We start from the raw sequence: 15,500 nt of genomic DNA, 5'->3' as shown, positions 1-15,500 counted from the left end.
TTTGTCACCTCTACTCTAATTATTTATCATTTGATAAATTTTGTTTTCAAATGTAAAATTATGTTAATATTTTTGAGGGGCAAAATGAAGTTAAACTGTATAAAACGATGGAAGAATTAATCAAAATAACACAAGATACTAGCTTAGGTCAGGTAGTGTCTGCAAGGGAATTATATGAATTTTTGGAGGTTAAAACCGATTTTACTGATTGGTGCAAAAGAATGTTTGATTATGGATTTGAAGAAGATAAAGACTTTACCTCAATTTTGGGGAAAAGTACAGGAGGTAGCTCGCTCTATAAAATTATGGAGCGAGCTTCATAATTTAATCACTTAAAAATTAATTAATTATGAAAGAGTTATTTAAACAAATTCAAAATGAACAGTTGGCAGAAGCTTATTCTTCAAAAGAGTTATATGAGTTTTTGGAACTAGAAGCCAAAAACTATTCTCATTGGATCAAGAGAAATATTATCAATAATACATTTGCAACAGAAGGTGAGGATTATGTATTTCATGATAATGTAAGAAATATTGAAGGTAGTACCTATTCGTCTTTAAAGACGAATAGGCTAGGAGGTAAATCTTCAGAAGACTTTGCTCTAACTCCAACCTTCGCTAAAAAACTATCAATGCAGGCTCCTGGAGTTAAAGGCGAGACGGCTAGAGATTATTTCCTACAATGCGAACGCCTAGCTAAAGCACTATATCAAACACATAACACCTTCTCAATCAAAGATGGTAAGATCATGACAGATACGAACCTTATTGCCAAGACATCCGGAATACCTATATCAGAAATAAACCGAAATGTAAAAAACTGGATAGATAGCCACTGTGATGTTATTTTAGAAGGAGATCCGATATATTTCAATAAATATAGGTTGGTACCAAAGAAAAACAAGGGTGGAGTTATTGCAAAAATGATATGCGGTAATGTATTTATAACCAAAAGCGAAATATCTACTCAACTTGTTTACCATATGTCTGATATAGCTATTTTACGCTTTTTAGACAGATATTGTTCGATTGATGCGGTAAAACAACTACTTCCTGTATTTAAAAAAGAAATTTCTCAAAATGAGTTACTTCTAGGAAATAAGATATGGAATTTATCCCTTCCAGAAGCTAGATCCCACACCGAAAACCTCATGCATAAATTCCTATCAGATAGAGCAGGGATGTTCAGTAACTTCGAGTATGCAAAAAGATGTTATGATGAATTCCGCATTCAAAACGATATACCGAGAGAAAACGACCTAAAATTTTTTAAAGCCGAATATGTAAGATATGGTAATTCCCTGAGATAGTGTATATTTGATGTTTAACAAAATATGAGATTATGAGGAAATATTTATTAATTGTAACCTCTATACTGGTTGCATGTGGAGTAGCTATTGGGCAAGAGAAAACAAAAGTAGCTGGAGTTTTAACGACATTTAATAATAAAACTGTTAAGAATTTTTTATTTGAAAATGAAAATGTTAGAATTACTTTAGACGATGCATATATTAAGCATATAAGTCTTAATATCTATAATAAAACTGATAAATCGTTAGAACTTAATTGGAAAGACACATTCTTTGTAATAAATGGAAATTCAGAACCGGTAATCAACTTAAGTACTATAGACCTGGGAGCTTTATCTGGAGTAAATCAAAATGGTAACTTATCATCTCAAAAAATAGGTGCTAAATCTAATGCAGTAGTAAAATTTGGATCTAGAAATATCATTTTTGATTCTAAACTAGTTGAAAAAGAATTTAAAAAAAGCGGAACAAACCTTGTAAATAAATTAGTCCTAAATATATCAAAAGATAATACTGCCCAAGAGTACCCAATTAATATAGAGCAATATTCAAAAAAGAATAAATAAATTTTGAAATTTCGATTTGATTTGTCAAATTTGAAATGCGAATCAAGATGTGGAGCAAGTCCACTGAATTTAATTTATTAACAATAAAGCATAGGCATACCGGTGTAAGTCCGGAAATCAACGTTTCACGTCTTGGTTCGCGGTGACCTATGCGATTATTTAATTTTTCCAAATTATGCGAACCAAGGAAATTCACACCAACCAACAGCTACCACCAAACATCGTAGCTTTCATCACCGCACCATCTGTGCAGGTAGATCACATTCAGGAAATTCAAACTATTTACAACGTCGATCCGCGTCTCGCATGTGACATCTACGAGACTGTAGGAGAAGATTATGCTAAATTCAACATTGTCGCGGCATTTTGCGGCATAAGTGTGAAAGGAGGTGCACAATGCTAGTGTTAACAGAAAACCAAGAGCTTCACTTATGGCAATTGGCTGCAGAACTTCAACAATTCAATGAAAAACGCTATCAAGACATTGCTCACCACTTGGCAAATGCTATAACCAATGCAAAGACTGATGCTGAGCGGAATAGCTTCATTTCTCTATTAAAGCTTGCTTCCACAGTATGGTATAACAACAGTGTCATCGAGACGATGGATAAGCAATTAACCAAAAGACAGGAGGCTTAATCATGGAACTCATTAAAGTAACCGAGAACAATGGACAGTCCGTTGTCTCGGCTAGGGATCTGCATGCTTTTTTGGGTAGTAAACAGGACTTTTCAACATGGATCAAGAACCGGATTAAGAAATACGGATTTATTGAAAATGAAGATTATTCCACGCTCCACAACTTTGTGGAACGTGGAGATTCCAATTTAAAATCTAAATCCATCGAATATGCTCTAACCTTGAATGCTGCCAAAGAATTGGCAATGGTAGAAGCGAATGACAAAGGCCGCCAAGCTCGCAAGTATTTTATTGAATGCGAACGTATGGCCAAGCAAGCTGCAGCTCTCCCAATGTTACTACAACACATGGAGCAGGAACGCCTGCAATTGACAGCGCAGCGCGACGAGATCAACGCTAAGCTGGCCAAGATCACTAATGCTACCAAATACATCAATGGAAAAACTGAGGAAGAAGAATGGCGAAATCATTTTATTGAGGACTATGGAGAAACGACATTGACATTTTTCGAAGAGAATATGCGTGATTGGTTGGCTAAATCTTCAATTAAAACACAAGATTTCAAGAATCAATATAAAAGATATAATGGTTCTTTAGGTGCCAAAATTCTGTATAGATCCTTAAGAGAATATTGTAATGAAAATGATGTATTCCTTGATTTATGCAGAACGGTTCGTATAGGAAATAAAATTTGTAGATCCCACATCTTTAAATCTAAAATCAAATAACCCATGACAGCTCAAGATAAAGCATACATACTTAACCAGCTCCAGGAATTGCGTTCGGATATAAGCCAATGTTTGGTGGAGGTCAGATCAATAAAGAGGGAGATCGAAGACAAGCCTATGAAGGCTAAACGTAGACAAAACTTAACCTTAAATAATACAAGACTATCACGTCCAATTTGGGAGAATGTTTTTGCAGAAGAATATAACATGGAGAATCTTAAATTTATAAAAGAAAATATTCCTGTTTGGATTGCTAAAGGATATGTTCAGCCATTCTTTCTTAGACTCCACTACGCTGAAAACGTACCCAGGAATAAAAGATTGCGAATCAACTTACTGATAACTTCAATAAAGCAATACCGTGATTTTAACGGTTTGGAGTTTAGGATTTAGAACTAAGAACCCGGCAAATGAAATACCCATTGCCGGGTTTGATTCAGTTCACCTAAAGATTATTAATTATTTTAACAATATTTCCCACTTTTATATTATCTCTAAGTCTATCTTAAATCCCGCCAACGCTGTAAGAATTTATATATTTCTGTAGGTTTTTAAAGGTTAAATAAAGTTTTTCAAAAAAATTGAATGAAAATCTTTTATACTTAATTTTAATATCGTAATATTGCGATACAAATAAATGTAGAGATGGGAGTTACAAAAACAGAAATATATAAAGACAAGGAAAATAAACTTGCATCTCTTTTTAGAGTTTTAGGGCACCCTGCCAGAATAGCTATACTGCAATATATTATCGACCAAAAAGCATGTATTTGTAATGATCTGGTTGAGGAACTAGGTTTAGCACAGGCAACTATTTCACAACATTTAAAAGAATTAAAAACCATAGGAATTATTCAAGGTTCAATTGAAGGAAAATCAGTTTGTTATTGTATTAACGAAAAGATATGGAAACAATTTCAAGAGGAATTTAATGGCTTTTTCAATCAGGATGTAAACGTAAAGCAGTGTTGTTAACACATTTTTTTATTTTTAATATCGTAATATTGCTATATTACGTTTATATAATTATCTACTTATCATTTTAAAAGTTAGTATTATGAAGTTATCTGAAATCAAAGAAATTCTACCTGCATTAGAAAATGTTGAATTTCAATTAGAAAATGGAACATTTGTTCCTGAACACTTTCACGTTACCGAAGTCGGACAAATCGTCAAAAATTTCATTGATTGTGGTGGAATAATCCGAAAAGAAAAAGTAGTCAACTTTCAATTGTGGAATGCCAATGATTATGAGCACAGGCTGAAACCAGGAAAGCTATTAAGTATAATTAAACTCTCAGAAGATAAATTAGGAATTGAAGATGCGGAGATAGAAGTGGAATATCAAAGCGATACTATCGGTAAATATGATTTGGATTTCAATGGAAATTCATTTGTACTGAAAAATAAAGCGACAAATTGCTTGGCTCAGGATGCTTGTGGAATTCCTTCTGGAAAGCAAAAGAAAAGCTTTTCCGAATTAGCTGCAAATCAATCAAATTCCTGCACTCCAAATTCAGGCTGCTGCTAAATCCTTAAATAGAATGTTTATGTATCCAATATTATCAGAGACAATTCAACAGTTAGAATGGGAGAAAATCAATAACGATGAGCGTAAAAGTACCTTACAGCTGTTGGTTGATTTTATTCAATTAAAGATAAATAATAAACAGCAAATAAATATAAATTTCATTTGTACCCATAATTCGCGCAGGAGCCATTTATCACAGGTTTGGGCACAAGTAGCAGCCTCTTATTTCGATATTGAGAATGTGATTTGCTATTCAGGAGGCACTGAAGAAACTGCATTATTTCCAAAAGTAGCAGAAACATTATCTCATCAAGGATTTAATATTTTCAAAATATATGATGGCTCTAATCCCGTTTATGCTATAAAATATAGTGATAATTCCCAACCGATAATTGGTTTCTCTAAAAAGTATGACAATCCCTTTAATCCAGTATCTGATTTTGCGGCTATAATGACCTGTTCACAAGCAGATGGTGGATGCCCGTTTATCGCAGGCGCGAAAAAAAGAATTTCTATTACGTTTGAAGATCCTAAAATTTCAGATAACACTTCCGAACAGACAAAGATATATTCAGAAAGAAGCTTACAGATAGCATTGGAAATGTTTTATGTTTTTTCAAAAATCACTAAGTAGCCGATGCAAACAAAACTCAAATTCTTAGACAGATACCTAACTTTATGGATATTCCTTGCAATGGCTCTTGGCCTAGGCTTAGGATATTTCTTTCCAGGTATTTCAAAAATTATAAATACGCTATCCCTTGGCACTACAAATATTCCGCTGGCTATAGGTTTGATATTGATGATGTACCCGCCACTGGCAAAGGTTGATTATTCAATATTGCCTATAGTATTGAAAGATAAAAAAGTTATCAGCATCTCTCTATTGTTAAACTGGATTATCGGACCTATTTTAATGTTCGGATTAGCCATTCTTTTTCTAAGAAATGAGCCGGATTATATGATAGGCTTGATAATGATAGGCTTGGCAAGATGCATTGCAATGGTCATAGTATGGAATGACCTTGCTAAAGGTAACAGAGAATATGCAGCCTTATTAGTTGCATTAAACAGCATCTTTCAGGTATTTACTTACAGCTTCTTAGTTTGGCTGTTTATCAATGTACTGCCAAACAAATTAGGCATGGCAAGTTTCAATGTAAGCGTATCAATGAAAGATGTAACAGAAAGCGTATTCATATACTTAGGTATTCCTTTTTTAGCAGGTTTTATAAGCCATTACGCATTGGTAAAATCAAAAGGCATAGAATGGTATTATAGAAAATTTGTACCCCGAATATCTCCTATTACATTGTATGCATTACTATTTACCATAGTATTGATGTTCAGCCTGAAAGGTGATAAAATAGTAGAGTTGCCAATGGATGTCATTAAGGTCGCTATACCATTAGTCGCCTATTTTGTATTAATGTTTTTCGTAAGCTTCTTTATCAATAAATCTTTGAATGTTTCTTACGACAAAAATGCGGCAATTGCATTTACCGCCACAGGAAACAATTTTGAACTAGCTATTGCAGTATCCATAGCTGTTTTCGGAATCCATTCACCTCAGGCATTTGTAGGGGTAATTGGGCCATTGGTAGAAGTTCCAATTCTTATATTGTTAGTAAAGATAAGCTTGTGGCTGAAAAAGAAATATTACAAATAAATAAAATGTAAAAGAGTTTAGTGCTTGAGCTAAAAACCAAATCTCTTAAACAGATTACTGAGTGAGTAAATTTTAATCTTTTCCTTTTTTATAAAATCAAGAGATTATCCAATCCGGATAGGCCTGAGGATATTGAAGGAACATTCGAGTGTACCATTCCATCACTGGATAAAGAAGGTACTACTGATAATATGAAAGGAAAATTTAAGCTGCTGTTGAAGAGGATATAGGGAGAAGCTTTATAATAACATTAATTCATTTGTAGAGGATAATCCACAGTTTTTTCGTTACAATTTGTAACAAATCCAAAATATTATAAAAAAAATTTTATTTGTCGTTTTTTTGAATGGCTTTAAATAAGGCGATTTAAGGATATTAAATAACGAGATGAACAAACATACATAACAAGCAATTAAAATTAAACTAAGCGCCCTGAATGAATGAATGAACCATGTGAAACAGAATGATGATAAAAAATAAAAGAAAGTAATGATTTTTAATACTTTTTAGGTTACAAAAATTTTACGGGTTACCATATTGTATTATCAAAAAAGGTTCTTATACTTGCAACAGTACCTGTTTATAAGGGGCCGCAAAAGTACGGTTCCTAAAAAGAAATACAAAACTTATTTGGCAGAAGTTTTAAACTTTTTGTGGATAAGTTGGTTTATATAGTATAAAAGGTTATCAAAATTTAAAAACATTAAAATGGGAAAGTTATTTAGCAATTTTAATTCGTGTGATACGAGTAATAGTGCTTTAGTATTGTCTCAAAAAATTCAAACCCCTCCACACCAAGGTTCTGGAGAATTATATCCGGTAGTTAAAATTAAGTTTACTAAACTTCAACCGCGCTATATTAAACAAAACAGAAGGTCTGCATATCAATTTATGTATCCATAATTCTTAATGCTTGACCAACCTTACAAATTTAGAAAAGCCTCCAAAACTAAAGATTTATCAAGACCTTTTATACATTGGGTTTTAACATATGTATTTCAATTAGACGACGTAATAGATAAAAAAATCATTTATATAGTCGAAGTTGAAGTGTATGATCATGATATTCATGTTGTGAAATACTATCAAAAATGTATGAAAGGTGATAGAATGCGTTTTAATATTTTGACTAATGAAATGAAAGCAAGTAGAATAATTGCAACTTGTTTAGCTATCATTTTTGATATAATAAAAAGGCGTCCTAGTGCTAATATTGGCTTTTTAGCATCTAGAACACAAAGATCAGATGGATCTTATGAAGAAGGTCTTAGAATGACTAAAAGATTTAGAATTTACAAACAAGCTTTCCAAGATTTTTTTGGCCCCGCTACTTTTTCTCATTATCCAGACGCAAATACTAGTACATATTTACTTATAAATAATAGAAATAATATTGAAGTTGTTAAAAAGTGTGCAGAAACTATGTTTTCCACTTTATACCCAACATTATTTGCTCATTAGATGATTAATATCACAAATTCAAAATTATTTATTTGTCGTTTTTAATATCCTTTAAATTTTGTATGCAAAAACAATACTACTCACCCCACCTCATAAAACTCCGGATATTCTCCTAAATCAATTCTTTCATTATTGAAATCAGTGTACCATCTGACTCCATTAAAAGTGAATACTTCTTGAACATGTTGGTCCAATCCAAATTCTTTTTGAACCGGGATTAACACTTTATAAATACTAAAATTGGCTTTGTTTTTACTTAAAACTTCTTGGCAAGTATCAATAATCAGTTCCTTAGTTATCATACTCAAATATAATTTATTTTGGTAAAAAACTGTTTTAAAAATACAATTGTTTAATTGCTATTTACACATTTAAGTCTAAAAATTTATTCTGCAAATAAGTAAACCAAATTATATTTATGAAGATAATAAAATCAATTTCGTATTTTTACGCAAATCCTTACATGCCAAAATCCATTCTCAAAAATCTAAAACTTTAGATTGACTGGCAAATAAAATTGAGTATAGACCATGTATCGTCTTATTAAAGATGCGTTTTAAATGCTTATTAGCAATTTGTAATTGAAATACTTAAAATTATTAGCAATATGGTAACTATTAGAAGTTTTGAAGAATACAAATCCTATGAAGGGAAAGTTTTAGGTGTTTCCGAGTGGCATAAAATTGATCAAGATCAGATCAATAAATTTGCTGATGCGACCTTGGACCACCAATGGATCCACACAAACAAAGAAAGGGCAGCAAACGAAGGCCCATTCAAGACCACTATTGCCCATGGCTACCTAACATTATCATTAATTCCTTACTTATGGAAGCAAATTGCGGATGTAACAAATGTAAAGATGGAAATCAATTATGGTATTGAGAATTTTAAATTTGGTCAAGCCGTCCCGTCCGGAGGTGAAGTACAACTACAAGCCACTGTTAAATCGATAACAAATCTCAGAGGCACAATAAAAGCAGTTATTCAAGCACAGCTCTTAATAAAAGATTATACTAAGCCTGCTTATGTAGGAGATGTAATTTTCCTTTATCATTTTAATTAATAATCTCATATGTTAAGATCTAAAATAATAGGAACAGGCGCATGTATACCTACTGAAATAATTCCCAACAGCTATTTTTTGAATCATAATTTTTTTGGTACAGATAAGGTAGAAATTAATCAATCTCCTGAAACAATAATTCAAAAATTCAGTGCTATTACAGGAATAAAAAGCAGAAGATATGCTTCAAAAGGTTTAACCGCATCTGATATGGCTACAATCGCAGCAGAGCAGGCAATATCAAATGCATTAGTAGACCCGGAAATAATTGATATTATTATTGTCGCTCATAACTACGGAGACATTAAATATGAGGGATCTCCACGAGATATGGTCCCTTCTTTGGCCGCCAGAGTTAAGCATAATTTAGGTATCAAGAATATAAGTTGTATTCCGTATGATCTTATTTTCGGTTGTCCTGGATGGCTACAGGGCCTTATTCAATGTGATTTAGCTATTAGGTCAGGAGTGTCAAAAACTTGTCTTGTTATTGGAGCTGAGACACTTTCACGTGTAATCGATTCCTCTGACAGAGATAGTATGATTTTTTCTGATGGAGCCGGTGCTTGTATTATTCAAGTAAATACAACTTCAGATAGTGGAATAGTTAACAGCGTTGTCAGATCAGATACAGATCTTGAGCTTGAATTCATTTACTCTGCAGGTTCTAATAAAGGTGAAAAAGAAGACTCAGAGTATATAAAAATGAAGGGTCGTAAGGTATATGAATATGCTTTAAAAAATGTTCCTCAAGCTATGAAACAATGTTTCGATCACAGTGGAAATAAAATTGAAAGCCTTAAGATGATTCTAATTCATCAAGCAAATGAAAAGATGGATGAGGCAATTGTTAAAAGATTTTTCGAGCTGTATGGCATAGATGATGTTCCTCAAAACATAATGCCAATGAACATATCTTCAATGGGGAATAGCTCAGTAGCTACAATTCCAACCTTATTGCATCAAGTTTTAGATAATCAAATAGAGACCTATAATATTTCTGATGGAGATATAATATTGTTTGCTTCAGTAGGCGCAGGAATGAATATTAATGCGATCACTTATAAATGGTAATAATTTTGAGATTCTATTAGTTATAAGATTCTATTTTTTGACATTAAAAACCGTGGAGAAACTTGGGAGGAATCCCCACGGAATAACCAATTATAAACCTAAATTATGAAAAGACTATTTGATAACAAGTGAGGGACTGGCTACCCTCTTGCGAGTTTATGGCTTCACCTTAGCCACTCTGAGCTAATTCTATAATTCTTTGACTGAAAACCATTGATTTTATAATTTAAATATTATAATATTAATATTCCAACATTGCTTTTTGTAGTCTAAAATCCGCAAATAAATATAAATTGTGAATTGTTGAAAAATGTTATATCAACATTATACATAAATGTACTATATTTGTTTAATTGATTGAAATATCATATTCCCGTTCTAAAAACGATCTAAAACTTGAATATAACAATTTAGAGAAACATTCACTTAAGAATTTCTTTCACAAAGAATTGCGAAATAGCTACAAATAATTCAAAAAGAAGATCATAAAAGGAGCAGTATTGACAAAGCTGTTTTGGTTAATTTCTAAGTCGAACCAAATATTTCCATGCCTTAGTAATACATAAAAGAAAGGGGGTTATATGAACAATGGAAATCATTGAAAAAGACGGTAAAAGATACAAAGTTGTCTATACGCCTTACATCACTCGTAAAGATGGTAAAAGGCAGTATCATCCACAAGGAAAACTCTACCGCTTTGAAGTCGAATTAAAAGACTAAAAAGGATAGAGTTTCTAAGTAATTGATGTGCCGTCTAATTACTAAGAGGTCGATTTTGTTTTGTCAACTTAATCGGCTTTATTTATTTCATGCATATCAGTGATATAAAATCCATCACTAATTTTTAAAATTGTATCAAGATAAATAGCTAAATCGATTAATTTTTCATAAAACCAATTTGTACCTTCTATGGCCATATTTTCTTCATTAAAATAACATGGTATGCCATAGATTTTCGCGATATGGGTATATTTATCTTTTGACATTTATTAAACTTTTACAAATACTTTTATTTATCTCAAAGATTGCCTTTTGGATTTTTAAGTATTTTCTTTACAAAGTAAACGTAATAATTCGAAAATTGTGTTCAATTAAGATCACAAAAATAGTTAAAATTTCAATTTAGAACAAATCTAAATAAATAATTCACAAAAAATGTACATTTTCTATTTCAAAATTAATGGTTATTATTACTAATAACACCTCTTTCTTTAATCCTTTTTATCTCCTCTTGCACATTTGTAACTAACCCAGACATTCCAATAGCAGTCTCCGCTGAAATTAATCCACCGTCCTTAGCTCTGATTGCAAGATCAACATCAGCATCCAAATCGTCGAGCTTGAACCTTGGTACCTCCACCGTAACAGCTAACTCTTGCAAAACAGTAGTAAGTCCTGTGTCCATACTTGCTAATAGAGCCTTCTCCAAATTAACACTACGCTGTAATAGCTCGCCATATCCCCCATCAATCTCATTGCTTGCAGCCAAGTGTGCATCAAGGAACACCCGATCAAATGCAACACCTGAAAGATCGCCTAATGCCTTCATTTCCTCAAAGCTAATATTTGGGGTTTGGGTCAGAGAGTAGATGAAGTTCACCAATGTATCAATTTCCAATTCAACTGCTTCAACTGACTGATCCCAAGTTACGTACTTAGCATCAGCATGTTCACCAGTCAGTAATACAGCTTTTCCGCTCTCCCCTTTCTCCTGGGCTTGGGCACCCGTTGCACCTTTGAACACTAAAGTCGGAGAAGCGTGGTAATCGTTAGTATCGGCAAAGTTTGATATCACTGTTTCCAATCGTTCTATCAATGGTTGCACATTGGCCCAAATCGGGGTATCTTTGGAGTAGTAGATAATTGGAAGCTTCTTGTATGGCAAATCCACTGTTGCAACTAATGTCCACCCACCTTCACCTCCTCCGCCGGATCCTCCTTGCTCAAACTTCAGTAGACGATCAGCGCTGTAAATATCAAAGCACTTCACTGTCTTGTCCCCACCACTGGTTTCTCCGGCAAGTTCTTCCAAAGACTTACGACGATCATATTGCCTACCGAAATAAGTCAAATCACCATTTGCATCAAACACTGGAAGAAGCGTATCGCCTTTGCTTGGCGCTAAGATCTGCATTTTATAATCAACAGCAACATTGCTTATGCCACCCCAGTGGCTTGCGTCATCAGTCACCTTAGAATACCACAACTTGGCAACCTGAAGTTCCTTGTTCAACAGCTTAGCAATCTCAGATTCTTTATAACTTACCTTATTATTTTCCCTCAAACGCTGCAATAGGTTGAAAGCTTTTTCCTGGGCACCCTTGGCCGGCTCCGCATATAGCCTCGTTTTACCCAAGTTCATAAACGCAACCCTTCTGGTAACTATGATCTCCTGCAACGCTAAAGGAAGTCGAGCGGGATCGACGTATGTTGTGGTTGTCGTTGGCGTTATTCCATCTGCCATCATCACAGTCTTACCATCAGGCCCTATTACTTTTTTGACTACTGTCTTGCGTTTCCTCAGTTGCTCATCATATATATTGTGCTCCTTTATATCAGTTTCCTTCTTCACCTCATAAGCAGGAGCTGACTCCTTACCTAGTTCTTCAATTATCTTTGGATCAATGGCAGCAGTTGCCACCTTACTTTCTTTTGCCATAACTTTATCTTTACTGTACACCGCGGTGTCTATCCAAACATTCCTATTATTGAGTCGTCAAAAACAACTGTATTATCTGACGTTATATCAAAATACTTTCTCATTAAAATAAGATCCCTCCAATCCGGAGACCTTCCAATTTGCTTTTTAATCTCATCTTTAGGCAGGATCCTTAATTTTCCCTCCTGATCAGATTTATATGTTTTCAACCAAGAAAACTCCTCTTGTATCTCTTGACGTTCAATTTCATCATCAATACACTGTAATAAAATTTTATGCCCTGAAATATAATCGGCGAGTAGATACGCACATTGAGTTTGAAGGTTTTGATAATTCTCTATCTGCGGTAGCTCCTTCCTCTTATCGCCGTAGAACCTATTTTCATTTTCCTTTGCATCATCTGTAACTATCGGTTTAGCATTGTTTACAAAACCAAGGATGCCACACGCATCGACCACACCTCCACCAACTCCATCTTCATCAGCAATACACTGGTGAACTGGAATATTATATTTAGCCCTCATAGCGTTGATGCATGCTTGTAATTCTGTAGTCGCAGATTTATCAAAAGAATGTCGTTCTACTAATATCCAACCCCACCAAACACCAATACGGGCTTTATCTGAACCAAAACGGGCTATGTCAGCTGTTAAATAGTATTTAGGAGCATTGATAGCGTTCCTTGCTGACCAATAAACATGTTCATTAGAAAACATAGCAATGATGTCATCATACTTGCACATTGCGTTTGGATCGTCGTCATACTCCCAGTTACCATTTAGCAAGCGCTCTTTTTTAGCTTTATCCTTTGTTCTTTTAAGACGTTCTACATAACCAGCGTCGATATGAGGATTATCTTGAACAAAGGCAGCAAGGTACTTCATGTGTACTGGAAGTTCCCTTCTCTTATTTGGAAGATAAAATAATGTATACATCCAGTTTTTTTTCGGGTTACAAGTAATAAAAAGCTTACCAATAAGGTTGTATCGTTCGTTGTGCTGGCGCCCGATACGAGTCTTCAAAACGTCATACGCACCGAAATCAATTTCACCACCTTCTTCTATCCAACCACCAGTATATTCAGTTGAGCCAAATCTTTCATATAATGGATCACTCGGTTTAAACTTTAATTCGAGTAAATCAATACGACTACCATTTGCAAATTGAATAAAGTTCTTTTGCCCATTATACTTGAAATCAACACCATTTAAAATGCCATATTCGTTAGCAACTTTAAAGAATGTAATCAATGTAGACTCAGTGATACGTTTTAGCTCCTCCCTACCAATAAACCAGCGAGTTCCAGGGAAAATCAAACATTGGAACATCAACCAACAACAGCCAGTCCAGGATTTTGCCCCACCTGCCGCGCCCCCATACAAAAACTCTTCGGTAGTATTATCTGTCAGTATCCTTAAAGCTTGCTCCTGCTTCTCGTGCCTTCCTTTTGGAGTATCGACTATAAACTCAAATAGCCCTCTTTTGAAGGCTACTCCCTGAATTTTGGTAATATCAAGGTTGCTTAATATGTCGATTGCTTCTTGGGTCATTTCTTGGCTTTTAATAAAGCGTTTATAGTTTCATCCGATAATACGTTAACATCAATTTGAGATTGCTTTTGCTTATTGTCAGTTTCGAAGAAGCCGATGTGTTTTCCGATCATTTCAGTAGCTTTATTTGCTCCTGCACTATCAAATTGATACTCTCCTGACTCTACCCATTCACCGTCAACTTTTATCATTACAGGTTCAACAGTCATGCATCTATCTGAGATTTCTTTGAACCGATTTAAAACCCATTCTTTATCAATTCCTGTTTTTTCAGAGATGATAGCCTGACGAGATTTTATTATTTCAGACAATTCTGGTATTTGCAAAAGTTGGTAACCTTTCTCTTTTGCAGTTTTTTCAGAATAGCCTGCAGATATTGCCGCGTCTTTAGCATTTGGATTAAGCAAATACGCTTCAACAAATTTTAATTGTTTATCAGTCATAGATTATATCCTCCACAACTTTATGGTGAACTATAGTGAACTTTTTATCTAGGTCATCCTCCTCACTCATCTCCTCTTACCTCCTTCACAATATAATCCACAGCCTCCCGAACCCTCGCTACGTTGAGGTAGTAATGCACAGACTGACTTATCTTGCTTGATAAGGCTTGCTTTGATACGCCCATTATTTCGGCAAGCGATTTTATAACTCCTGATTTAACTCTATACTCAGCATGTATTGTCTCCGGCGAAAATAAAATTAGAGATGTACATATGGTATATAATCTTTGATAAAAGGGATCATCACTTATTTGATTAGAGAAACTGTGTATTTTGATTAACTGATTTAAAGAGCACGGCTTGCTCTTTAAGTTTATAGCCAACTCATTATATACTTCAGGATGTTTAAGCAAAAGATATTGAGAAATGACTGGATTTATCATGCTGCTATCTCCTTTTTTGGTTCACCGATTATGGTAAAGATTTCAGACTGGAACTCTTCTAATGAGCGAATGATGTAAACGGGTGTTCCATCCTCCTGCCAAACCTTGTGTACTTTTTGCTGTTCTGGACTAACCATACCCGATTGGGTTTTCATTTCGAATCCGTAAGCATTCCCCCTGTGGATTAGCACACAGTCAGGAATACCAGCTACAACACCAGATGCTTTTAGCTGCATACCTTCTACAGCATTGCGACTACCACCGTTCGGCACGTGGAAGAACTTACGACGTGTTTGCGGATAAAAGTTCCACAACCACTGAAAGCACTGAGACTGTAACTGGATTTCTGACATAACACACTT

General features: G+C 34.3%; 21 protein-coding genes. 15 read left to right on the top strand and 6 right to left on the bottom strand.

All coding sequences use genetic code 11. The features are described from left to right. Positions 1–107: 107 nt before the first annotated feature. The 12 genes from B4B65_RS07255 (at position 108) to B4B65_RS07200 (ending at position 7,903) form a co-directional block, all read left to right on the top strand. Entirely contained in the window at positions 108–323 is a 216-nt protein-coding gene (locus tag B4B65_RS07255; protein ID WP_293914673.1) for an antA/AntB antirepressor family protein, read from the top strand. Positions 324–349: 26 nt separating this feature from the next. Next, positions 350–1,309 (top strand): antA/AntB antirepressor family protein, encoded by a 960-nt coding sequence (locus tag B4B65_RS07250; RefSeq protein ID WP_293914671.1) that lies wholly within the window; start codon positions 350–352, stop codon positions 1,307–1,309. Positions 1,310–1,341: 32 nt separating this feature from the next. Further along, on the top strand, positions 1,342–1,875 hold the full coding sequence (locus tag B4B65_RS07245) for a hypothetical protein (protein ID WP_293914669.1): 534 nt from the start codon (positions 1,342–1,344) through the stop codon (positions 1,873–1,875). Between the two features lie 247 nt (positions 1,876–2,122). Next, positions 2,123–2,278: a hypothetical protein gene (locus tag B4B65_RS07240; protein WP_293914667.1), complete on the top strand. Its 156-nt coding sequence runs from the start codon at positions 2,123–2,125 to the stop codon at positions 2,276–2,278. After that, the gene (locus B4B65_RS07235; RefSeq protein WP_293914665.1) at positions 2,272–2,514 is read left to right on the top strand and encodes a hypothetical protein; all 243 of its coding nucleotides are present in this window, start codon (positions 2,272–2,274) and stop codon (positions 2,512–2,514) included. Before B4B65_RS07240 ends, B4B65_RS07235 begins: the two co-directional genes overlap by 7 nt. Positions 2,515–2,516: 2 nt before the next feature. Then, complete coding sequence (locus B4B65_RS07230; protein WP_293914663.1) at positions 2,517–3,242, top strand: antA/AntB antirepressor family protein; 726 nt, start codon at positions 2,517–2,519, stop codon at positions 3,240–3,242. 3 nt (positions 3,243–3,245) lie between these two features. Continuing rightward, positions 3,246–3,635 (top strand): hypothetical protein, encoded by a 390-nt coding sequence (locus B4B65_RS07225; protein ID WP_293914661.1) that lies wholly within the window; start codon positions 3,246–3,248, stop codon positions 3,633–3,635. A 252-nt stretch (positions 3,636–3,887) separates the two neighbouring features. Continuing rightward, a complete protein-coding gene (locus B4B65_RS07220; RefSeq protein WP_293914659.1) occupies positions 3,888–4,217 on the top strand; it encodes an ArsR/SmtB family transcription factor in 330 nt (109 codons plus the stop codon). A gap of 82 nt (positions 4,218–4,299) precedes the next feature. Further along, positions 4,300–4,773: a DUF6428 family protein gene (locus B4B65_RS07215; RefSeq protein WP_293914657.1), complete on the top strand. Its 474-nt coding sequence runs from the start codon at positions 4,300–4,302 to the stop codon at positions 4,771–4,773. A gap of 19 nt (positions 4,774–4,792) precedes the next feature. After that, complete coding sequence (locus tag B4B65_RS07210; RefSeq protein ID WP_293914655.1) at positions 4,793–5,407, top strand: low molecular weight phosphatase family protein; 615 nt, start codon at positions 4,793–4,795, stop codon at positions 5,405–5,407. Positions 5,408–5,410: 3 nt separating this feature from the next. Beyond that, entirely contained in the window at positions 5,411–6,442 is a 1,032-nt protein-coding gene (gene arsB / locus B4B65_RS07205; RefSeq protein WP_293914653.1) for an ACR3 family arsenite efflux transporter, read from the top strand. 909 nt (positions 6,443–7,351) lie between these two features. After that, the gene (locus tag B4B65_RS07200) at positions 7,352–7,903 is read left to right on the top strand and encodes a hypothetical protein (RefSeq protein WP_293914651.1); all 552 of its coding nucleotides are present in this window, start codon (positions 7,352–7,354) and stop codon (positions 7,901–7,903) included. A gap of 80 nt (positions 7,904–7,983) precedes the next feature. Here B4B65_RS07200 and B4B65_RS07195 read toward each other — a convergent pair whose 3' ends face one another. After that, positions 7,984–8,205: a hypothetical protein gene (locus B4B65_RS07195; RefSeq protein ID WP_293914649.1), complete on the bottom strand. Its 222-nt coding sequence runs from the start codon at positions 8,203–8,205 to the stop codon at positions 7,984–7,986. A 305-nt stretch (positions 8,206–8,510) separates the two neighbouring features. Here B4B65_RS07195 and B4B65_RS07190 point away from each other — a divergent pair, with 305 nt between their 5' ends. From B4B65_RS07190 to B4B65_RS07180, 3 genes are all read left to right on the top strand, one after another. Then, positions 8,511–8,969, top strand: coding sequence for a MaoC family dehydratase (locus B4B65_RS07190; RefSeq protein ID WP_293914647.1), 459 nt, complete (start codon positions 8,511–8,513; stop codon positions 8,967–8,969). A 9-nt stretch (positions 8,970–8,978) separates the two neighbouring features. Continuing rightward, complete coding sequence (locus tag B4B65_RS07185; protein WP_293914645.1) at positions 8,979–10,043, top strand: 3-oxoacyl-ACP synthase III family protein; 1,065 nt, start codon at positions 8,979–8,981, stop codon at positions 10,041–10,043. A 588-nt stretch (positions 10,044–10,631) separates the two neighbouring features. After that, complete coding sequence (locus B4B65_RS07180; RefSeq protein ID WP_293914643.1) at positions 10,632–10,763, top strand: hypothetical protein; 132 nt, start codon at positions 10,632–10,634, stop codon at positions 10,761–10,763. 68 nt (positions 10,764–10,831) lie between these two features. On the opposite strand, the gene B4B65_RS07175 is transcribed toward B4B65_RS07180, so the two are convergent. From B4B65_RS07175 to B4B65_RS07155, 5 genes are all read right to left on the bottom strand, one after another. Continuing rightward, the gene (locus B4B65_RS07175; protein ID WP_293914641.1) at positions 10,832–11,029 is read right to left on the bottom strand and encodes a hypothetical protein; all 198 of its coding nucleotides are present in this window, start codon (positions 11,027–11,029) and stop codon (positions 10,832–10,834) included. A 191-nt stretch (positions 11,030–11,220) separates the two neighbouring features. After that, the gene (locus B4B65_RS07170; protein WP_293914639.1) at positions 11,221–12,702 is read right to left on the bottom strand and encodes a phage portal protein; all 1,482 of its coding nucleotides are present in this window, start codon (positions 12,700–12,702) and stop codon (positions 11,221–11,223) included. 29 nt (positions 12,703–12,731) lie between these two features. Next, positions 12,732–14,252 carry a phage terminase large subunit gene (locus B4B65_RS07165; RefSeq protein ID WP_293914637.1) on the bottom strand — a complete coding sequence of 507 codons (1,521 nt, stop codon included), beginning with the start codon at positions 14,250–14,252 and terminating at the stop codon, positions 12,732–12,734. Then, on the bottom strand, positions 14,249–14,695 hold the full coding sequence (locus tag B4B65_RS07160) for a terminase small subunit (protein WP_293914635.1): 447 nt from the start codon (positions 14,693–14,695) through the stop codon (positions 14,249–14,251). Before B4B65_RS07160 ends, B4B65_RS07165 begins: the two co-directional genes overlap by 4 nt. A 439-nt stretch (positions 14,696–15,134) precedes the next feature. Continuing rightward, complete coding sequence (locus B4B65_RS07155) at positions 15,135–15,410, bottom strand: VRR-NUC domain-containing protein (RefSeq protein WP_293914633.1); 276 nt, start codon at positions 15,408–15,410, stop codon at positions 15,135–15,137. Positions 15,411–15,500: the final 90 nt, after the last annotated feature.

The sequence above is a fragment of the Sphingobacterium sp. UBA5789 genome (assembly GCF_002418355.1).
Taxonomy (GTDB): Bacteria; Bacteroidota; Bacteroidia; order Sphingobacteriales; family Sphingobacteriaceae; genus Sphingobacterium.
This window is presented reverse-complemented; position numbering and strand designations above follow the sequence as displayed.